Below are 22,344 nucleotides of genomic sequence, written 5' to 3' on the forward strand. Positions count from 1 at the left end.
ACGAGATGTAGTAACCGCCCTCCTTGGCGCCGACCTTGAAGCCCGTCTTCACCTCCTTGGAATAACCCACTTCGATACCGGCGGAGAGCAGCTCCTGAGCGCTCTTGCCGAACGCCTCGTCGAGCTTGGCGCGGTCGGCTTCGGGCAGCAGCGCCTTCAGCTCCACCTTGCCGGCGTCGGCGCCGTTCCAGTTCTTGGCCACGGACAACAGCATCTCCTTGATGAAGGCGGGATCCATGACGGCCTCCCTGACGCCTGCGGCCGTGCTCTTGGCAACGATCATCGCGGCGATCTCCGACTTGATCTTCGCGGCGGCCTGCTTGCCGGCGAGCGAGATTTCGGTCATCGTATTTTTTTCGACGTCCTCGGCCTTGTCCTGCGCCTTCCTGACGATATCCTCGGCCTGAGCACGGGCTTCGGCGACGATCTTCGCCGCCTCTTTCTTAGCCTCGGCGACCAGACGGTCGGCTTCGGCGCGTCCTTTCTCCAGCCCCTCGTCGTAGAGCTTCTGAGTCAACTGTTGAAGTTTGTTTTCCATAGCGTTATTTAGTTTTAATTATTGTTTTTCATTTTAGCGATACAAATATATAAAAGTTTATAATACAAACAGCGGCGCACCGCGACAATTTGTCCTTTTTTGACAAGAATAGAGAACAAAAGGAAGAAACACGCACCGCAGAACCACTTGTAATTCAAGCTCCGAACCCCCTCTCCGCGCAATTCGCATACCGAAATCGCCCCTTCCGGAAGGGGCTGATTCCGGCCGGCCCCGCCTCTCCCGCCGCAGAGCGGCACAGCCCGGCGCCGCGCCGCTGCGGATAACGCCGCACGCCCCCGGAAACAGCGGGTTTCCGGGGGCGCGCACAAGAGCGAGCAGAGGCGTCAGAACAGGCCGAGCGACTTGCTTCGGGCCAGCAGGCAGGCACCCATCACGCCGGCGCGCTCACCGAGCGACGAAAGCTTGATCTGCGTATCCTTGTTGACCAGCATCAGCGAGTATTTGTTGATGGCGTTGCGCACGGGCAGCATCAGGTACTCCTTGGCCACCGAAAGCGTACCGCCGATAACGATCACCTCCGGATTGAACATGTTGATAAGCCCCGCGATGGCCTTGCCGAGCGTGTGCCCCACCGACTCCAGAATCTCGATGGCCAGCACATCCTCCTTCAGCAGCGCGGCCAGAATATCATTCAGCGTGATCTCCTCGCCTTTTTTGTATTTCTCGGAAAGCATCGACACGCGTCCCTCCTTGAGTTTCTCCAGAAAAATCCGGTGCATGGCCGAACCGGAAGCCCCCGTCTCAAGACAGCCGCGTTTGCCGCAGCGGCAGATGATCTCGTTGTCGAGCAGCGGAAAATGGCCGAATTCGCCCGAAAAGCCCGACTTGCCGTAAAATATCTTGCCGTCGATGATCATCCCCAACCCCAGTCCCCAGCTGGCGTTAATGTAGAGCATCGTCTTCTCGGAGTGGGCGTCGCCGTACATATATTCGCCGTAAGTGGCGGCACGGGTGTCGTTCTCGATGTAGACCGTCGTGCCGAGACGCTCTTCGAGCAGCATCGTCAGCGGCTGTTCCTCGACGAAGAAATAGCTGTAACTGTATCCGGTCTGCGAATTGACGCGGCCCGAAATATTCACCCCGACGGCCAGCACCTTGTCGCGGGCGATCTTGCGCGCACGGATGAAATTCTGAATCACGTCGCAAAGACGGTCCAGCGAACGGGGATCGTTGTCCATCAGAAAATCGACCGTCGTTTCATCGATCAGCTGTCCCTTGAAATTGATGGCGGCCATCATGACCGAATCCTTGCGCAGATCGACGCCGACGAAATACCCGGCATAGGGATTCAGGCCGTAGATATTCGGCCGTCGTCCGCCGGCCGTCCCCTGCTCGCCGAAATTGTGCACGAAGCCCTCGTCGATCAGCTCCCCGATGAGTTTGGTCACGGTCGGCACGCTCAGATTCACGGCCTTGCTCAGATCGGTGATGCTCGAATCGCCGCCGAGAATGTACTGACAGATAATCTGCTGTTTGAGAATAGCGGCCTTGTTGCCTTCCGTGGCCAGTTTGAGGAACGAATTGGTCATTTCGTCGGGGTGTTTGATTTACGTCTTTACGATTGGGTAAAGATAAAAATAAATAGCGAGTCGGGCAAACATTCTGCGGAAAATGCGCCCCGAGCCGCGAATTTATAACGAATGTCGCCATGCGGACCGTTCATTCGCAGAAACTTTACGATCGTACCCCGATCGGCCGCCGCCCTTCCTGCGAACGAGCTCCACCTGTAAAATAAACATATTTGTGACAAAACCGCTGTTTAATAAATTTTACCACCAAAACCGCTTGTGATAATAATTTTTATTATTACATTTGCTCGTGATTTAACGCCACCTTTATTATAACCAAACCGCCATGCAGATCAAAGGAACCTTTCTGGACGAAATCAGCCACGACATTCCCCACCAGAACTGGGGCGAAAAGGAGTGGGACGCCGATTTCGGACACATGCACCGGGCCGGTATCGAGCACGTGATACTCATCCGCTGCGGCTACCGCCGCTGGCAGACCTTCTCCTCGCAGGTGCTCACCTCGGAGGAACGCTGTTACGAACCGCCCGCGGACCTGGTCGGGATGTTCCTGCGCCTGAGCGAAAAGTGGGGCATGAAATTCTGGTTCGGGCTCTACGACTCGGGCAAATACTGGGCATCCGGGGATTATCTGCACGAGGTGGAGCTCAACTGCCGCCTGATCGACGAGGTGTGGGCCCGTTACGGGCATCACGCCGCTTTTGGCGGATGGTACATCTCGCAGGAGTGCAGCCGCAACACGGGCAAAATCATCGACCTCTACGCCCGGCTGGGCCGTCACTGCAAAGCCGTCTCGGGCGGACTGCCGACGCTGATTTCCCCCTACATCGACGGCAGCAAGAACATCAGCCAGTACACCGACCGGACCACGCGCACGGGCGGCGTCACGGCCGAGAGCCACGAGGCGGAGTGGGACGCCATTTTCCGGGGGATTCAGGGCGCGGTGGACATCGTGGCCTTTCAGGACGGGCACGTCGAATACGACGAGCTTCCGGAATTCCTCCGCATCAACAAGCGGCTGGCCGACCGCTACGGCCTGGAGTGCTGGACCAACACCGAGACTTTCGACCGCGACATGCCGATCAAGTTCCTGCCGATCAAGTGGGAGAAGCTGCGTCTGAAGTTGCGGATGGCCGAGGAGGCGGGTATCGATCAGGCCATCACCTTCGAATTCTCGCATTTCATGTCCCCGCAGTCGGCCTACCTGCAGGCGGGGCACCTCTACGACCGATACCTCGAATACTTAAATACTTCGAAGAAATGAAAAAAACGCTGTTCCGCGGCCTGCTCGGCGCCGCACTGACGATACTTGTCTGCCTGCCCGCCGCATCGCGCGGCAAAGGTCCGAAGAAGACGTGCGAATTCACGGATGCGGATTTCCGCACCGAAAAGATCCTCGAAGCCCTCCCCATCCGCGCCACGTTCCTCGACGAGGTGAGCTGGGACATTCCCCATCAGAACTGGGGCGTGAAGGAGTGGGACGCCGACTTCAAGGCCATGAAGCAGATGGGAATCAACACCGTCGTGCTGATCCGCGCCGGGCTCGGCAGCTGGATCGCGGCGCCGTTCGATTGCCTGCTCCGGACCGGAAAGGTCAAGTATCCGCCCGTGGATCTGGTGGAGATGTTCCTCGCGCTGTCCGACAAGTACGGAATGGATTTCTGGTTCGGGACCTACGACTCGTGCTACCACTGGCACGTGGGAGAGTATGAGAAGGAGATCGAACTGAACATGCAGCTCATCGACGAGGTGTGGGCCAAATACGGCCACCACAAATCGTTCCGGGGCTGGTACCTCTCGCAGGAGATCAGCCGCCGCACCCGCAACGTATCGAAGATATACGCCGCGATGGGCCGGCACGCCAAGGAGATATCGGGCGGGCTGAAGACGATGATCTCGCCCTACATCCACGGCGTCAAGACCGATCAGGTGATGGCCGGCGACAAGGCGATCACCGTCGAGGAGCACCGCCGCGAGTGGGACGCGATTCTGAGCGACATCGCCGGAGCCGTGGACATCCTCGCTTTCCAGGACGGACAGGTCGATTACGACGAACTCTACGACTACCTGGTGGTCAACCGCGAGCTGGCCGAACGCTACGGCATGGAGTGCTGGACCAACGTCGAATCGTTCGACCGCGACATGCCCATCCGTTTCCTGCCGATCAAATGGGAGAAATTCCTCTTCAAGCTCGACGCCGCACGGCGCGCCGGGATGCAGAATGTCATCACGTTCGAATTCTCGCACTTCATGAGCCCCAATTCGTCCTACACCCAAGCGGGACACCTCTACAACCGCTATATGGAATACATGAACTATCTCCAACACAAAAAATAAAGAACCTCCCATGATCGATTTCAAACAACTGGCGTGTCTGAACCGGGACGAACTGCTCGAAAACGTGGTTCCGTTCTGGCTCACCCACTCGCAGGACGAACGATACGGCGGCTACTTCACCTGCCTCGACCGCGGGGGCGACGTCTACGACACCGACAAATTCGTCTGGCTGCAGGGACGGCAGGTGTGGCTGTTTTCGATGCTCTACAACCAGGTCGAGAAGCGTCCCAAATGGCTCGAATGCGCCGTACAGGGGGCGGAGTTCCTCCGTAAACACGGCCACGACGGCAATTACAACTGGTACTTCTCGCTCACGCGCGAAGGCCGGCCGCTCGTGGCTCCCTACAACATCTTTTCCTACACGTTCGCCACGATGGCCTTCGCGCAGGCGGCTCTCGCCACGGGCAGCGACCAATATGCCGAAATCGCCAAGCGCACCTTCGCGCGGATTCTCGAAAAACGCGACAACCCCAAGGGACCGTGGTGCAAGACCGTCCCGGGCACGCGCGACCTGAAGGATTTCGCCCTGCCGATGATCCTCTGCAACATGGCGCTCGAAGCGGAGCAGATGATCGACCCCGCGCTGCTCGACGCGACGATCCGGGATTGCATCCACCAGGTCATGGAGGTCTTCTACCGCGGGGAGCTGGGGCTGATCGTCGAGAACGTCGCAGCGGACGGCGAGCTCTCCGACTCGTTCGAAGGCCGGCAGATCAATCCCGGCCACACGCTCGAAGCTATGTGGTTCATCATGAACCTCGGCGTGCGGCTCAACGACCGGGCGCTGATCGACAAGGCCGTAAAGATCGCGCTCGACACGGCTGAATATGGCTGGGACAAGGAGTACGGCGGCCTGTTCTATTTCATGGACCGGCTCGGACACCCGCAGCAGCAGCTCGAATGGGACCAGAAACTGTGGTGGGTGCATATCGAAGCGATGATCGCGATGATCAAGGGATACCACCTCACCGGTTCGCAGGCGTGTCTCGACTGGTTCCTCCGGCTGCACGACTACACCTGGTCGCATTTCAAGGACCCCGAATACCCCGAATGGTTCGGCTATCTGAACCGCCGCGGCGAGGTGCTGCTCCCGCTCAAGGGCGGCAAATGGAAAGGCTGTTTCCATGTACCTCGCGGTCTGTACCAGTGCTGGAAAATACTCGACGAATGCCAATAACCCAAACATAAAACTATGCGAAAAATGCCTTAATCAACCATTTCGAGCGGAGCACGTCTCCCGTCACAAAAATCTAAACCTATTGCAACCCTAATTTTATGAGAAACGTTTACAAAATGAAACCTTCAGGCATTCGCTGCCTATTGAGCAGCGTATTAGCCGTGGTCTCCATGGCGATCACAGGCACCAATGTAGCTGAGGCGCAAGGACTTTCAGTCTCCGGAAGAGTGACCGACGCAAGGGGGGGGGAAATTTCGGGTGCTACGGTCATCGTAAAAGGTGACAACTCCCGGGGAACTACCACCGATGCACAGGGACAGTATGCTATCGAGGTCTTGTCCTCCGACGATGTGCTGGTCTTCAGTTTCCTCGGTTACAAAACTGCAGAAGTGGCCGTCCGCGGCCGCAAAACCCTGAACGTCCAACTGGAAGAGGACGCCACGCTGGTGGATGAAGTGGTCGTAGTGGGATACGGCACACAGAAACGACAGTTTCTCGTAGGCTCCGTGTCCCAGGTCTCCAGCAAGGAGTTGCTGAAGGCCCCGATGACCAACGTATCGAACATGATGACCGGCAAATTGCCGGGAGTGACGAGTATTCAGCGTTCGGGACAGCCCGGCAGCGACGGCACCACGATCTTCGTCCGTGGTGTCTCCTCGTTCAACAATTCCAGCCCGCTTTGCATCGTCGACGGGGTGGAGCGTATGATTAATACGGTCAACCCCAACGACATCGAATCGATCTCCATCCTCAAGGATGCCGCCACCTCGGCCATCTACGGCGTACGCGGAGCCAACGGCGTTATTCTGATCACCACCAAAACCGGCTCGAAGGGCGCTGCTACCATTTCATACGACGGCTCGGCGACTTTCACCACCAATGTCGCCATGCCCGAGATGCTTAACGCCCAGGACTACATCGGCTGGCACAACAAGGCTCGCGAGATGGACGGATTGAATCCGCTGTGGACGGATGAGGTGATCGCCGGTATGAAGGAAAAAGGGATATACGGTGAAACGGACTGGATGGATCTGCTCTTCAAGAACTACGGTTTCACACACCAGCACAACATCTCCGCTACGGGAGGTACCGACCGCGTAAAATACTATACGAGCATCGGTATGATGAATCAGGACGGTATCCTGCCCAATACCTCTTACCAGCGTTTCAACGTGCGCGCCAACATCGACACGAAGATCGCCAAGAATTTCAATCTGAACGTCAATATCGCCGCATTCCGCGAAGACACCCACGCACCCGGATACTCTCTTGGCACGCAGGGTGAGTTCAACCCCATCTCGCAGGCGCTCTTCTCGTTGCCGATCATCGCTCCGACCTATAATGACCTGCCGCAAGGTTATATGAGCGGCGTATACACGCAGCAGCCCATTGCCGCGGTCAACAAGAGCGGTTTTCAGGATACGAAGCGCTGGCAGTTCGAGGGAAACGCCAAATTGGAATACGATTTCGGCAGCATCAAGGCGCTTGAAGGACTCAAGGCCGCCGTACACGTTGCATACGACTATTCGAATACGGGCAACCGCAATATGCTGCAATCGTACCAGCTGATGTCATTCTCGCCCACGACGATGAATTCCACAGTCGTGAATGCATCGGGAGTCAATGTCAACAGCAGCTTCAACAAATCGTCGTCGTTCGGAGACGGATTCACCGTTCGCCCGACGCTGACCTACAACCGCGAATTCGGGCGTCACAGCGTAGGCGGCCTGTTCTTCTACGAGCAGAAAAAAACCTACTCGGACACAATGACCGGCTATAAGGCGGGGTATTTCGCCCCCTATCCGGTCGATCTTTCGATCGGCACCACGTGGGAAGGCATCACAACCCCCGTAACCGGTTCGTTCAGCGAAACGAGTATCGCCAGCTACGCCGGCCGTTTCAACTACGCATTTGACAAGAAATATCTGGTCGAATTTACATTCCGCGCGGACGGTTCCTACAAGTTCGCCCCCGAAAACCGCTGGGGATTCTTCCCGTCCGCAGCCGTCGGCTGGGTCATGTCCGAAGAGAAGTTCTTCAAGCAGGCACTCCCGAAAATCGACTTCTTCAAGCTGCGCGCCTCTTACGGCGAACTGGGTATGGACGATACGAGCCCTTATCTCTATGTGCAATCCTACAGATCGACCGCACCCTCCTACAGCTATATCATAGGCGGCAAGGGTCAGACGACCTATTACACCAGCAACTATGTCTACAAGGACCTTACCTGGTCGCGTTCGCGCAGTTTCAACGTGGGCCTGGACCTGAACGCTTGGGGCGGAAAACTGGGCATCGAATTCGATTGGTTCTACAAGGTTACCGACAATATCCTCGAACAGGTCGGCGGTTCCTACGCACCCTCCCTGGGAGGCAACGTACCGTCATACAAAAACTCCGGCAAGGTAGATAACCGCGGCTTCGAGCTGGTGCTAAAACACAACAATCACTTTGCCAGCGGTTGGCGGTATTCGCTGACGGGTAGTCTCTCGTGGGCCCGCAACCGGGTTCTCGCCAAACAAATTTCCGACAACCATCCGATGTACCGTGCCATCCTGGGCAAACCGATGGGTACGCTCTACGGGTACAAGGCGATCGGACTCTATCAGACCGAAGAGCAGATCGCCAATTCGCCGACGGCTCCTTCGGGAGAGAAGCGTCTGGGTGACCTGATGTATGCCGACGTCAACGGCGACGGCAAGATCGAGCAGTCGCAGGACTTCATCAAAATCGGCCGCGGCTATACCCCCGAGATGAACTTCTCGCTCAATATGGAGGTGGCATGGAAAAACCTCTATCTTACAGCCCTCTGGCAGGGTGTAGCCATCTGCGATTATCAGCTCAGCGCGGCATACTATTCGGGCGTTTTCGACAACACGATGTACACCCGTCCTTTCTACGGCAACGGCAACGCACCCTATTATCTCGTGGAGAGCGCCTGGCGTGAAGACAACCGCAATGCCGACTATCCGCGTCTGAGCACCGTAGCCAACGGCAACAACGCATGGCCTTCGTCCTGGTGGGTGAAAAACGGGGCATATCTTCGTCTGAAGAACCTCCAGATCGGCTACTCGCTCCCCGAACACATTCTGAAAAATACCGGTATCGGCCGGGTAAATATCTACGTGGCAGGAACCAATCTGCTGACTTTCAGTGCATTCAAATACGTGGACCCCGAAATGCCGTCGGTCAACAACGGTTACTACCCGCAACAGCGGACCTACAGTATCGGAGTCAATTTATCCTTCTAACCGCTAAAGCAACTGAACCTATGAAAAAGATCATATTCATACTCGGTCTGGCGGCCGTCGTATTGGGCACCTCCTGTTCCGACGTGCTGGACCTGAATCCGGCGGACCGGTTTTCGCCGGCGACCGTCTGGTCCACCACCACTACGGCTGATAAATACGTCATCGGACTCTACTCCATCTTCGGGGCAAACACCGAGATGCGCGGCGGCGATGCCTATGCGTCGCCCCGATTATCGGATGCCTATTCCGACATCCTGAAAAGCACCTCCTGGAATCAGTACAACCACAACTTCAACGCCACGCTCCTCCAGGAAACGGCTTTCAACAGCAACTCCGCCGGTGCGTTCGAGTGCTGGTCGAGTCATTATGACCGCATCCGCCGCGAAAACGAATTCCTGCGCGACGCGGCCGAATTCGGCCGCAAATTCGGTGAGGACTGGCTCAAGATTCGTATCGCCGAAGTGCGTTTCTGCCGTGCCTACGCCTATTTCATGCTGTGCCGGGTTTACGGCGGGGTGATTCTTCGCACCGAAGTCGACGGCCCTGAGCAGAACGACAAAGCCCGTTCGACGGAGGAAGAGTGCTGGGGCTTCATCATTAACGAACTGAAGGAACTGGCTCCCGACCTGCCCTTGAAATGGGACAGCGACAACTCGGGCCGCGCCACTCAAAAAGCCGCATACGGTCTGTTGAGCCGCGTAGCGCTCTACGCTGAAAAATGGGATGTCGCCGCACAGGCCGCACGCGATTGCGCCACGGCAGAGGGTAATCTGGACCTGTCGAAGAACGGCTATGCCAAAATCTTCGAACTCGGCATCAACAGTCCCGAAGTACTCTTTGCCGTAGAATTCAAATCCAGCGTGATCGACCATGCCTACGACGCCTACGTGCGGCCCTCGGGCGATACAAAGGAGTTAGGCAAGCAGGTTTATTCGGGATTCGTTCCCACCAGCGAATTGGTCGACAGCTATGAAATGGCAGGCGACGGCGGCAATTTCTCCTGGGAGAAACACGGTAAGGATCCCTATGCGAACCGTGAACCGCGCTTCTACGCCACGATTCTCTATAACGGAGCCGATTGGATGGGGCGGAAGATCGAAAGCTTCGTTGGCGGCAAGGACGGATACAAGGCCTATGAAAACGCCGGAGCCGCCGGAACGACCGTAACGGGTTATTACCTGCGCAAATACCTCATAGACGGAGACAAGACGTGGGTCACGAGCGGCTCGGGACAGGACTGGATCGTACTGCGCTATGCCGAGGTCCTCCTGAACAAGGCTGAGGCACTTGCCATGGAGAACTGGAACAAGAACAGCGCCGAAGCGCTGCAGGCGCTCAACGATGTCCGCGCCCGCGTCGGACTGCCCGCGCGTGCCACCGCCGACAAGGAGACCTTCCTGGAATACGTGCGTCACGAACGCAAGGTGGAGTTGGCCGGCGAAGGTTTCCGCTACTGGGACCTGCGCCGCTGGCGGCTGGCCGAAAAAGTCATCGACGGGCAGAACGTGCACGGCGTTAAGATCTCCAAACAGTCCGACGGTTCATTTACCTACGAGCAGGTCGATGCCGACGGCGGACACAAGCGCATCTTCTACGACCGTTATTACCGATTCGCCATTCCGCTTTCGGAGCGTTCGAACAATTCGCTCTGTACGAACAACGACGGATGGATCTAATGATTAACCGCAAAAACAGAACGACTATGAAACTCCGTAAATATCTTGCAGTACTGGCCGTAGCGGCATTCGCATCGCTTGCGACATCATGCGCCGAAGCGGAAGACGAATTCATCCACACGGACAGTACGATTAATTCCATCGAAATCCAGCCCGCCGAAGGCGGAGCCGGTATCGCAGGAATCATCGACGAAACGACGGGCGAGATTTTCTTCCCCATTCCCAAACAACTTCGTGAAAAATACGACGTGAAAAAGCTGATGGTACGCGCAAACGTGGCTTATGACACCTATATCTATCCGTCACTGTCGGGATTGAAAGACCTCTCCGATCCGATGGAGATCAAGGTTCGGGCAGGCGACAATGGATCGCGAACCTATACGCTGTGGGCTTTCTACACGCGCAGATAACGAATTACAACGAATGAATAAGTCTAAAATTAACTCGACCAATATGAAAAAGTTCAATTTGTTCGCTTACGCCACCCTGGCAGGTCTCGCGCTGTCGTTTGCAGCCTGTACGGACGACGATCCGGAAATCAGCAAACCCGGCCCGCAGATCGACCGCGGCGAAAAATGCCGTATCGAATCTTTCGTTCTGAATCTCCCCGAAGGGGAAACGCTTTCAGGCGATGTCTACGACTACGACAAATCGATCGACCTTGCCTATACCACGCCGCAGCTGGAAGCCATGAAGACGGCCACCGCCACGGTGAAACTCTCCGAAGGCGCAACCATCACGCCCGATCCCTCCGTGGCGGCCGACTATACGCAGCCGATTTCATTCACGGTGACGGGAGCCGACGGCAAGACCACCCGCATTTATACAACAAAGCCCGTTGAAAAAGTTGTCGTTTCCTATACCAAGATCGGTGCTCTGGCAGAGAAAACGGCCACTCAGATGGACATCACCGATCACACGAAATACCTGCAAATCGGCGTCAGCGGCGACAAGATCGTCATCGGCACCAAGGTATTCGACGGCAAAACGCTCGCTGCCGCAGGCAATCTGAACATGACCGGTTACGACGGATTGCAGGTCACCTCGCTGGCTAACGACGAGGCAGGACATCTGATCGCTTCACTGACCGCTGACGGCACGAGTGGATCGGCTCCTGTTACGTACGCCTGCTGGAAGAACGGATGCGACCAGCCCGCCGAAACGATCCTCGGTCCGTCGGACAGCGCCATCGCAGCGTTCCTCTCCGTGGGCGGCAACCTCGTCGAAGGCAAAGCGCTCATTACGGCATTGGGCGCACGCGTAGCCACTGGCCCGAGTTTCTGCTGGGGTTTCGCCGACGGCGTGCGTGGCGACTACTACAACCTGCTTACCGGACAGCCCTCGAACGACGGCTCGTGGAGCCAGATGGTTTCGGCCTGCTCGGGAGAGGTTTCGGGCACCTGGTTCATGTGGGATGCCGTGGCCGGCGGTCACAACGTATTGACCTGGGAAGGCTGGGACGGCACATCCTCGCTCAATCTGAAGCAGATTCCGGGAGCAGCGCCCAACGGTCCGAACAACTGGGGTAACTACACCAAAGGTTCGATCCGCGCTTTCATGTTCAACGAAAAGGCTTATGCCGCCGTCTTCACCACCGGCTGGCCCTGCACCTACGTCTCGATCGTGGACTCGAACGGCGAATTCCTGCTCAACCCCGCCGAGGCGACGCTCAATTACGCGATCTCGGACGCCAACCCCTACTGCCCCGTCGGAACATTCGTGTATAACGAAAAGGAAAACTGCGGTTACGTATACGTACTGGTTCCCGGGCACGCAGTCAAGAGCTGGAAACTGGAGATCACTTACGATTAACAAACCTTACACCTGTCACGACAGGTCTTGACGAAACCGTATCAATCCGCATTCTTCCCGGTCCGGGCCCGTTCTCGGGCCGGAGGAATGTGGTTCTTTTAACACGACCCATGAAAATAAGCACCTTTTTTACAGTCATCCTCTTCGTTGCAGCGACATCGATATCCTGTGGCGGAAACTCCGCCCGGACGCTTCGCGCCGCCGACGGTGGAAAACCCAAAATGCTCTGGTTCGACGCAGAGGCCAATTTCAAGCGCTTCGCTTCGCAGGATTCGATCCGCTACTATTTGGACCGCACCGTCGAGTGCGGATTCAACCACATCGTCGTGGACGTGCGCCCCATTTCGGGCACCGTGCTCTACGAAAGCGATATGCTGGAACCGCTCACCGTCGTTGGTCCGGACACCGTCCGCCGCGATTGGGACTACCTGCAATGCTTCCTCGACGAAGCGCGTAAAAGGGAACTAAAAGTGACCGTCTCGACGATGATTTTCCCTGCGGGATTCACCACGTTCCGCCAGGGAGCGGCCTACTCCGACCCGGAACTGGCGGGCCGAACCTGTGTCGAATACACGCCCGAAGGGAGGAAAGACATCAAGGACGACCCGACGAAAGTCGCGGCGTTCCTCAATCCCGTACTGCCCGAAAATCAGGAGTACGTGCTGCGTTTCGCACACGAACTGCTCACAAAATACAAGTTCGACGGCTATGCCCTCGACTATTGCCGCTTCCCCGATGCTGAGAGCGATTTCTCGCCCGCTTCGCGCGAAGCGTTCGAAACCTACCTCGGACACGGCATCGACCGTTTCCCGGAGGATATATTCACCTACGACGCCAACGGAGCCCGCGTGGCTGGCCCCTACTATAAACAGTGGTGGGAGTTCCGCTCGGGCGTCATCCGCGACTTCATCGCCGAAGTGCGCACGCTTATCGAACGGACCCAGCCCGGCGTGAAACTGGAGTATTGGGCCGCCTCGTGGCTGCACGCCATCTACACACAGGGCCAGAACTGGGCCAGCCCGCGTTCGCGCTTCCACGAAGCCTATCTCGACGATTGGGCCACGCCGACCTACAACCGCACCGGATTCGCCGATCTGCTCGATGTCTTCATCACGGGAACCTACTTCGAAAAGGTATGGGGCATGGATGACCCCGAATCGATCGAATACGGTCTCGCCCGCTCGCTGAAGGATGTCGACGGCGACTGTGCGGTCTACGGTTCGCTCTACGCCCAGAACCATGTCGATCAGTTCGAAGACGCCGTATACCTGTGTCTTTCGCGCACGGACGGAGTGATGGTCTTCGACATCATTCAGGTCATCGAAAACGATCTATGGGATGACATCAAACGTGGTATCGACCGGGCTGAAAAAGAACAGAAAACTCAAAAATGACAAGATGAAAAAATCCATCCTGATACTTTGTGTCCTGCTGATGGCGGCGATTCCGTCCGCCTGCACGGAATCGCATAAAACCCCTCCGGAACTCGACAAGCCGCAACCCGGGCCGAACCCCGATCCGAAACCGGAACCCTCAGAGGGAAAGGAAAAAATGCTCTGGTTCGATGCCGAGGCCAACTTCCAGCGATTCTCGACACAGGCCGGTATCATCGCCATGCTCGACAAAACACAGGAAGCGGGATTCAACAAGATCGTCGTGGATGTGAAGCCCGTCGAGGGGGACGTACTCTACAAAAGCGAGTTCATGACCCAAGCGACGACTATCGGTTCAGTTAACGTTGCCGACAGAGGTTGGGACTACCTCCAGTTTTTCCTCGACGAGGCACATAAACGGAACCTGAAAGTGACCGTCTCGACCACCGTATTCCCCATGGGCATGCCCAGCACCAGACAGGGACCCGCCTACCGGGGCACGACATGGAAGGGGAAAACCTGCATGCAATACAAGCCCGAGGGCATGGTCGACATCAAGGACGACCCCACGAAGGTCGCAGCGTTCCTCAATCCCGTCCTGCCCGAAGTTCAGGAGTTCGCCCTGCGTTTCATTCGTGAAATAGTCACCAACTACGATTTCGATGCCTACGCGCTCGACTACTGCCGTTTTCCGGACTATCAGAGCGATTTCTCGGAAGCATCCAAAGAGGCGTTCGAAAAGTACATTGGCGGACTCGTCGAGACGTGGCCGGGCGATGTCTTCACCTACAACGCTTCCGGCGAAAGAGTCCCCGGCAAATACTACAAAGAGTGGTGGGAGTTCCGCTCGATGATAATCCACGACTTCGTAGCCCGCGTTCGCAAGGAGATCAAGGCAATCAAACCGGACGTAAAATTGGAATATTGGGCCGCTTCGTGGTGGGGCGCACTCTATGCCAACGGACAGAACTGGGCCAGCAAGGCGTTCCGTCCGCTAACGGATCAGGATGCGTGGTCGTTCAACTCTTGGTGTTCGATCAATTACCACCAGACCGGTTTCGCCGATCAGCTCGACACGTTCCTGCTGGGGACCTACCTGCCCCGCGTGTACGGACCCGACGACGGCGAGTCGATCGAATACGGTATCAACCGTGCCGAGCGCTTCCTGCTCAACGCCTGTACCTATTACGCGACGGTGGATTGCTCGCAGAAGACATTCGACATCGAGGAAGCCTGCTATTACTGCCTCAAACGCACGGCCGGGCTGATGGTCTTCGACATCGTTCATGTCATCAACAACGATATGTGGGCCGCCATCAAGCGGGGCATCGACCGTTACGAAGCGGAGGCGGCAACCGAATAAGTAAAACAGTTGCACCATGAAAAAACTCCTTCTTATCGCCGCAGCCGTGCTGGCCGGGGCTTCGGGGCTCCGGGCCGAAGAGTACACGGCGATATCTCCCGACGGAAAAATCACGGTGACGGTATCGACCGCGCCCGAACTGCGCTGGAGCGTCACGCGCGAGGGCGAACGGCTGCTCGACGCAAGCCGCATCGGCATGAAGATCGCCGGGGCCGAGCCGTTCGGCGCGGCGCCCGTCGTGCGGCGGGCCGAACGGCGGCGCATCGACGAGCGCAGCACGGCGCCCGTTCCGACCAAGTTCCGCACGCTGCACGATCGCTGCGAAGAGCTTCTGCTTACGTTCCGCGGCGGCTGGGCCGTCCGCTTCCGGGTCTACGACAACGGCGCGGTCTACCGTTTTGAAACGGCGCGAAAGGGGACCGTCGACATCGAGTCGGAGACCGCCGAGCTGAATTTCGCCGCCGATTTCGAGACCCTCTGGCCCCGCGAGGAGAACCCCGATTTCATCTCCCACTGCGAAGCGTTCTTCGACCGCAAGCACCTCTCGGAGCTCGACGCAAAGCGGTACGCCTACCTGCCCGTGTGGTTCTCCTCGCCGCGCGGCACGCGCATGGTCGTGACGGAAACCGATCTGGAGGACTATCCCTGCCTGTTCCTGTTCGGCGGCGAGGGACACAGCCTCCGCGCGCAGTTCCCGCCCGTGGTGCTCGAAGCCCGGCTCAGGGAGGGTTCGGACCGCAACGAGGAGCTGGTGAAAAAAGCGCCCTACATCGCCCGGACCCGAGGCACGCGCACGTTTCCGTGGCGCGTGGTGACCATCGACCCCGACGACCGCGCGCTGCTGGAGAACAACCTCGCCTACCAGCTCGCGTCGAAACCCGTCGAAGGCGACGCCTCGTGGGTGCGGCCGGGCAAGATTTCGTGGGAGTGGTGGCATTCGCTCAATATCTACGGGGTCGATTTCCGCTCGGGGGGCAACACCGCGACCTACAAGTATTACATCGATTTCGCGGCCAAATACGGCATCGACTACATCCTGCTGGACGAAGGGTGGTCCGTGAGCACGCTCAATATCAAGGAGCCGCGCCGGGAGATCGACCTCGGGGAGCTGATCCGCCACGGCCGCGAAAAGGGCGTCGGCGTGGTGCTCTGGACGCTCTGGAACCCCATGAAGAAGGACCTGGAAGGCATCCTGGACACCTACCGCGACTGGGGCGTGAAGGGCATCAAGATCGACTTCATGCAGCGGTCCGATCAGGAGATGGTCCGATTTTACGATGAGATCGCCCGCGCGGCGTTCGACCGCGGTCTGATCGTGGATTTCCACGGGTCGTTCAAACCCGCGGGGCTCCAGCGCAAATACCCCAACGTCCTCTCGTTCGAAGGAGTTTACGGCATGGAGCACGACAAATGCTCGACCGATATTTCGCCCGTCCACGACTGCACGCTGCCCTTCACGCGCATGGTCGCCGGACCGATGGACTACACGCCCGGCGCCACGCGCAACGCCACCCGGGCCGATTTCGCCATCAGCTGGGACAACCCGATGAGCCAGGGCACGCGCGCCCATCAGGCGGCGCTGTACGTCGTCTTCGAAAGTCCGCTTCAGATGCTCTGCGACTCGCCGTCGCACTACCTGCGCGAAGCGGAGTTCACTGCCTTCATCGCCGCCGTGCCGACCGTGTGGGACGAAACGGTGGGGCTCGCCGCCTCGGTGGGCGAGTACGCCGCCGTGGCGCGCCGCAGCGGTGAGAAGTGGTACATCGGAGCCATCACCGACTGGACGGCCCGCACGCTGGAGGCCTCGCTGAAGTTCCTCGACGGTGGCCGCTACCGCATGAAGGTCTTCGCCGACGGGGTGAATGCCGACCGCATCGCGCGGGATTACCGCACCGAAACCCGTGAAGTCACGCGCGACGACGCGATCGCCCTGCGGATGGCCCCCGGAGGCGGTTGGGCCGCCGTTCTCGAACCCGTGAAATGAAAACCAGCGCGTTCATCCTCTTTGCGGCGCTGCTCGCCGCCTCGTCTCTTTCCGTCACGGGGCGGGCGGCCACGCGCACGATCGATCTGTGCGGCCGCGTGACGGCTTCCGGCAGGGGCGTGACGGGAGTTTGCGTCACGGACGGCCGCACGATCGTGCGCACCGACGCCAAAGGGCGCTACCGCCTGCCGTCGGACACGGAGGCGGAGTTCGTCTACCTGACGCTGCCCGACGGGTACGAAATCCCCCTGCGCGACGGCACGCCCTGCATCTACCGGCGCATCGCTCCCGGCAGACGGCGCTACGATTTCGCGCTGGAGCCCGCGGTGCAGGACATGACGCGCCACCGCCTGCTGGCGGTCGCCGATCCGCAGGTCTACTTCGAGTGCGAGCTGGACAGCGTGCGCCGGGCCGCGGACGACATGCGGCTGACGGCCGCCGACGGAGTGCCGACGCTGGGGGTGGTCTGCGGCGACATCATCGGCGACATCGACCGCAGGCCCCCGCTTTTCGAACCGGTTAGCGAGGCCCTCGCCGCGAGCGGGGTCGCGTTCTTCTACGTCGCGGGCAACCACGACATGGACCTCGGCGTGCGGACGAGCGACCGGGCGAAACGCTCGTTCAAGGAGCACTTCGGCCCGACCTACTACGCTTTCGACCGCGGCCGCGTGCACTACGTGGTGCTCGACGACTGCTTCTACATCGGCCGCAGCTACCTCTATGTGGGGTATCTCGACGAGCGGCAGCTCCGCTGGCTGGAGCAGGACCTCGCCACCGTCCCGGCGGGCCGCACGGTGGTCGTCTGCCTGCACATCCCGACCTGGTCGCGCGCGGCGCGGAGCGGTGAATGGAGCCGCGAGGAGTCGCACAAGGTGCTCAACAACCGCCGGGCGCTCTACCGGATGCTCGAACCCTACAACGCCCATATCCTCTCCGCGCACGAACATTACAACGAAAACTACACCCCCGAGCCGCACCTCTTCGAGCACGTCCACGCTCCGCTGAGCACCCTTTTCTGGCAGGCCCCGTGGAGCATGGACGGCATTCCGGCCGGGTACGGGGTCTACGAGTTCGACGGCGACGGCCTCACGTGGTACTACAAGGCCGCGGACCACCCCCGCAGCCGGCAGTTCACGGCCTACGGCGTCGGCGAGGACCGCCGCCGCCCCGACGCCGTGACGGTCAACGTCTGGAACTGGGACCCCGCCTGGCAGGTCGTCTGGTACGAGAACGGCGAGCCGCGCGGACCGATGACCCGTTACACGGGGTACGACGCGTCGATCTACGACTACGTGGCGCGTTACAGCGAGCATTTCAAGCACAAAAACATCGGCGCGGACCGCACCGAACACCTCTTCCACGCCCTGCCCGCGTCGCCCGATGCGCATATCCGCGTCGAAGTCCGCGACCGATTCGGCCGGCTCTCGGTCTGGGAGAGCGGCACGGGCTATTCGACACCGAAAAAACCATGACAGCACGATGAAAAAACCTCTTTCGATCCTCTTCGCGGCGCTCGCCGCACTCCTCTGCACCGCCTGCGGCAGCTCAGGCCGCGTCTGCTCGCCCGACGGCACGCTTTGTCTCGAGGTGGCCGAACGCGGCGGCCGCATCGGCTACTCCGTGACGCGCCGCAGCGCGCCCCTTTTGGATTTCTCGACGCTGGGATTCGAACTGCTCGATGCCCCGGCGCTGCGCGAAGGGCTCGAAATCACGGGCACGTCGCGCGACAGCCGTGACGAGACGTGGGAGACCGTCTGGGGCGAACAGCGCACCGTGCGCAGCCATTACAACGAACTGAGGGTCAGCGTGCGCGAAAGCGACGCACCCCGCCGCCGCTTCGACGTGGTGTTCCGCCTGTTCGACGACGGCTATGGCTTCCGCTTCGAATTTCCCGAACAGCCCCATCTGGGCGAGTTCGCGATCACGGACGAGCTGACCGAATACCGCTTTCCGTCCGACCACAACGCCTGGTGGATGCCCGCGCGCGAACCCTACTACGAGAGCCTCGCCCGCCACACCCCCATCTCGCGGATGGACACGGTCAACACGCCGCTCACGCTGGAATGCGCCGGCGGAGGGTATCTCGCCCTGCACGAGGCCGATCTGACGGACTACGCCAAAATGAGCCTCTACCCCGACGGAACCACCCTGCGCTGCCACCTCACCCCGTGGTCCACGGGGGTGAAGGTCTACGCACGGACGCCTTTCCGCACGCCGTGGCGCACGATGATCGTCGCCGACACGCCGGGCGGTCTGGTAACTTCGCGGCTCATGCTCAACCTCAACGAGCCGTGCCGCATCGAGGACACCTCGTGGATCCGCCCCGCCAAATATGTCGGCATCTGGTGGTCGATGCATCTCTTTCAGGAGACCTGGGCGCAGGGACCCCGCCACGGCGCCACGACCGAAAACGCGAAACGTTACATCGACTTCGCCGCGGAACACGGCATCGAGGGCGTGCTGGTCGAGGGGTGGAACGTCGGCTGGGACGGCGAGTGGACCAAAAACACGGACCGGATCCGCTTCACGGAGCCCTATCCGGACTTCGACATCGAAGCCGTTGCCGGCTACGCCGCCCAAAAGGGCGTGGAACTGATCGGCCACCACGAAACGGGGGCCGATACGAAGAATTACGAGGCCCAGCTGGAGGAGGCTTTCGCGTTCTATAAAAATCACGGCGTCGATTACGTCAAAACGGGCTACGTCAATGTGCTGATGGACGGAAAGGAGCTGCACGACAGCCAGTACGGCGTGCGGCACTACCGCCGCGTGATCGAGACGGCAGCCCGCTGCGGCATGATGATCGACAACCACGAACCGGTCATGCCCACGGGGATAGAACGCACGTGGCCCAACCTGATGACGCAGGAGGGCGTCCGCGGTCAGGAGTACAACGCCTGGTCGCCCGACGGCGGAAATCCGCCCGAGCACACCACCGTGGTGCCGTTCCTGCGCGGACTGGCCGGGCCGATGGACTACACGTTCGGGACGTTCCGTTTCGACAACCCCGTCTCGCCCTTCGCGCGGGTGCAGTCGACCATCGCGCGCGAGCTGGCGCACTACGTGGTGATTTACAGCCCGCTCCAGATGGCCTCGGACCTGCCCGAAAACTACCGCGGACACAAGGCCTTCGACTTCATCCGCGACGTACCCACCGACTGGGAGCGGACGCTCGTGCCCGCGGCCGTGATCGGCGACTATGCCGTATTCGTGCGGCAGGACCGCAGCTCGGAGGACTGGTACCTCGGCGCCGTCACCGACGAGGAGCCCCGCACGGTCGGCGTGCCCCTCACGTTCCTCGCGCCCGGGGTGACCTACACGGCGCAGATTTACGCCGACGGCGAGGGCGCCGACTGGAAAACCAATCCCTATGCCGTTGACTACGAAGAGCGTCCCGTAACGGCCGCCGATACGCTGACCGTGAGCATGGCTTCGGGCGGCGGATGCGCCGTTAGGTTCGCCGCACCTGAAAAAACACCGATCCGATGAAAAAAATCCTGATTCCGGCCCTGCTGTGTCTGACGTTCGCCGCGGGCTGCACCTGTGAAAACACCATCCGCCGCCGGGCCGACGTGCTCGTCATCGGCGGCACGACCTCCGGCACGACGGCCGCCATCGCCGCGGCGCGGCAGGGCGTGCAGACGCTCGTCGTCGAGGAGACTCCCATGCTGGGAGGCATGCTCACGGCCCAGGGCGTATGCGCCACGGACGGCAATTTCAACCTGCCGTCGGGTCTGTGGAACGAGTTCCGCGACCACCTGCGGAAGCGTTACGGCGGTATCGGCGCGCTGTGGACGGGCTGGGTGAGCACCACCCTGTTCGAACCGCACGTGGCCGACAGCATCTTTCACACGATGGCCGCGGCCGAGCCGACGCTCGAGGTGGTGCACGGCTACCGCCTGACGGGCATCCTGCGCCGCGGAAAGCGGGTCACGGGCGCCGAGTTCACCGACGCGCGCGGAGGCCGCATGCTGGTGCGGGCCCGCATCACCGTCGACGCCACCGATCTGGGCGACGCGCTGCCGTTGAGCGGCACCTCATACCGTCTTGGCATGGACGCCCGCGCCGACACGGGCGAAGAGCTGGCTCCGGCCGAGGCCAACGACGCGGTGCAGGACCTCACGGTGGTGGCCATCCTCAAGGACTACGGGCCCGGCGCGGACCGAACCATCGAGCGGCCTGCGGGCTACGACCCCGCGGAGTTCGCCGGGTGTTACGACCTCTCGTCGGAAGGGGTGCACAGCGCCGACCGGATGCTCGAATACGGCCGTATGCCGGGAGGCAAATACATGATCAACTGGCCCAAGGAGGGCAACGACATCAACCTCGACGTGGTGGAACTTCCCCATGCCGAGCGCACAGCGGCCCTCGAAGCGGCGCGGCAGAAGACCCTGCGCTTCGTCTACCACATCCAGCACGAGCTGGGATACCGCCGCCTCGGCATCGCTGACGACGAATTCGACACGCCGGACGGGCTGGCCTACCTGCCCTACCACCGCGAGGGGCGGCGCATGGACGGCGTGGTGCGCATGACGCTCGACGACGTGACCGATCGTTACGCGAGGCCGCTCTACCGCACGGGCATCTCCGTCGGCGACTACCCCGTCGACCACCACCGCAACTGCCGGACCGATCTGCCGAAGATCCTCTTCCCGCCCGTGCCGTCGTTCAGCGTGCCGCTGGGGGCGCTGATTCCCGACCGGACCGAGAACTTCATCGTCTCGGACAAAGCCATTTCCGTCTCGAACCTCGTCAACGGCTCGACGCGCCTGCAACCGGTCGTGATGCTTACCGGACAGGCCGCGGGAACCCTCGCGGCGCTGGCCGCCGAACGCCGCTGCCCGCCGCGGGAGGTTCCCGTGCGCGAGGTGCAGGAGGCCCTGCTGGCCCAGAAAGCCTACATCGCGCCGCTCTACGACGTAAAGCCCGACGATCCCGACTTCGCGACCCTGCAGCGCATCGCCGCGACGGGCATCCTGCGCATGACGGGCGAGCCGTTCCACTGGGCGAACCGTTCGTGGTTCTACCCCGAGCGGACGATCCCGGTCGGGGAATTCACCCGCGGACTGCACGACTTCGCCCCTCGAATCCCCGTCCGGACCGACACGACCGCCCTCACCGCCGCACGCGCCGCGAAGCTCATCGCCGAGGCGGGCGGCAAAGCCCCGCGGATCCGCCCCGCGGATGCGGATAGGCCCCTCACGCGCCGGAAACTGGCGTTGCTTCTCGAGGAGTGTCTCGATCCCTTCGCCCGCCCGGTCGATCTTCACGGAGAATACCGCTAAC

Annotated in this window: 15 protein-coding genes; 13 read left to right on the forward strand and 2 right to left on the reverse strand. The window is 60.0% G+C overall.

Annotated elements, in window-relative coordinates:
* Both BHV64_RS06770 and BHV64_RS06775 read right to left on the reverse strand, forming a co-directional pair.
* Positions 1–538, reverse strand: a 538-nt coding sequence (locus BHV64_RS06770) for a hypothetical protein (RefSeq protein WP_288115673.1), incomplete at its 3' end; no start/stop codon positions are given.
* 344 nt (positions 539–882) lie between these two features.
* The gene (locus tag BHV64_RS06775; RefSeq protein ID WP_288115674.1) at positions 883–2,088 is read right to left on the reverse strand and encodes an ROK family transcriptional regulator; all 1,206 of its coding nucleotides are present in this window, start codon (positions 2,086–2,088) and stop codon (positions 883–885) included.
* 325 nt (positions 2,089–2,413) lie between these two features.
* Here BHV64_RS06775 and BHV64_RS06780 point away from each other — a divergent pair, with 325 nt between their 5' ends.
* The 13 genes from BHV64_RS06780 to BHV64_RS06840 all read left to right on the forward strand — a co-directional run bounded on the left by BHV64_RS06780 (position 2,414) and on the right by BHV64_RS06840 (position 22,343).
* Positions 2,414–3,352, forward strand: a complete 939-nt coding sequence (locus tag BHV64_RS06780) for a DUF4434 domain-containing protein (RefSeq protein WP_015547686.1) — start codon at positions 2,414–2,416, stop codon at positions 3,350–3,352.
* The gene (locus BHV64_RS06785; RefSeq protein ID WP_217727753.1) at positions 3,349–4,425 is read left to right on the forward strand and encodes a DUF4434 domain-containing protein; all 1,077 of its coding nucleotides are present in this window, start codon (positions 3,349–3,351) and stop codon (positions 4,423–4,425) included. The genes BHV64_RS06780 and BHV64_RS06785 overlap by 4 nt, the downstream gene beginning before the upstream one ends.
* A gap of 10 nt (positions 4,426–4,435) precedes the next feature.
* Entirely contained in the window at positions 4,436–5,602 is a 1,167-nt protein-coding gene (locus tag BHV64_RS06790; protein ID WP_217727754.1) for an AGE family epimerase/isomerase, read from the forward strand.
* 116 nt (positions 5,603–5,718) lie between these two features.
* Positions 5,719–8,850: a SusC/RagA family TonB-linked outer membrane protein gene (locus BHV64_RS06795; RefSeq protein WP_022062351.1), complete on the forward strand. Its 3,132-nt coding sequence runs from the start codon at positions 5,719–5,721 to the stop codon at positions 8,848–8,850.
* A gap of 20 nt (positions 8,851–8,870) precedes the next feature.
* A complete protein-coding gene (locus BHV64_RS06800) occupies positions 8,871–10,526 on the forward strand; it encodes a RagB/SusD family nutrient uptake outer membrane protein (protein WP_015547683.1) in 1,656 nt (551 codons plus the stop codon).
* A 26-nt stretch (positions 10,527–10,552) separates the two neighbouring features.
* Positions 10,553–10,936, forward strand: a complete 384-nt coding sequence (locus BHV64_RS06805) for a hypothetical protein (RefSeq protein ID WP_227901029.1) — start codon at positions 10,553–10,555, stop codon at positions 10,934–10,936.
* Positions 10,937–10,979: 43 nt separating this feature from the next.
* Positions 10,980–12,338 (forward strand): DUF5018 domain-containing protein, encoded by a 1,359-nt coding sequence (locus BHV64_RS06810; protein ID WP_019149383.1) that lies wholly within the window; start codon positions 10,980–10,982, stop codon positions 12,336–12,338.
* Between the two features lie 221 nt (positions 12,339–12,559).
* On the forward strand, positions 12,560–13,732 hold the full coding sequence (locus BHV64_RS06815) for an alpha amylase family protein (protein ID WP_288115675.1): 1,173 nt from the start codon (positions 12,560–12,562) through the stop codon (positions 13,730–13,732).
* Positions 13,733–13,736: 4 nt separating this feature from the next.
* Positions 13,737–15,074 (forward strand): family 10 glycosylhydrolase, encoded by a 1,338-nt coding sequence (locus BHV64_RS06820; RefSeq protein WP_195498098.1) that lies wholly within the window; start codon positions 13,737–13,739, stop codon positions 15,072–15,074.
* Positions 15,075–15,090: 16 nt separating this feature from the next.
* Positions 15,091–17,058: a glycoside hydrolase family 97 protein gene (locus BHV64_RS06825; protein WP_288115676.1), complete on the forward strand. Its 1,968-nt coding sequence runs from the start codon at positions 15,091–15,093 to the stop codon at positions 17,056–17,058.
* Positions 17,055–18,530 carry a calcineurin-like phosphoesterase C-terminal domain-containing protein gene (locus BHV64_RS06830; protein WP_015547678.1) on the forward strand — a complete coding sequence of 492 codons (1,476 nt, stop codon included), beginning with the start codon at positions 17,055–17,057 and terminating at the stop codon, positions 18,528–18,530. The genes BHV64_RS06825 and BHV64_RS06830 overlap by 4 nt, the downstream gene beginning before the upstream one ends.
* A 7-nt stretch (positions 18,531–18,537) precedes the next feature.
* The gene (locus tag BHV64_RS06835) at positions 18,538–20,547 is read left to right on the forward strand and encodes a glycoside hydrolase family 97 protein (RefSeq protein WP_015547677.1); all 2,010 of its coding nucleotides are present in this window, start codon (positions 18,538–18,540) and stop codon (positions 20,545–20,547) included.
* Positions 20,544–22,343 (forward strand): FAD-dependent oxidoreductase, encoded by a 1,800-nt coding sequence (locus BHV64_RS06840; RefSeq protein WP_217727756.1) that lies wholly within the window; start codon positions 20,544–20,546, stop codon positions 22,341–22,343. The genes BHV64_RS06835 and BHV64_RS06840 overlap by 4 nt, the downstream gene beginning before the upstream one ends.
* Position 22,344: the final 1 nt, after the last annotated feature.

Origin of the sequence: Alistipes sp. 56_sp_Nov_56_25 (genome assembly GCF_001915285.1) — a bacterium.
In the GTDB taxonomy this organism is placed as follows: Bacteria; Bacteroidota; Bacteroidia; order Bacteroidales; family Rikenellaceae; genus Alistipes; species Alistipes shahii.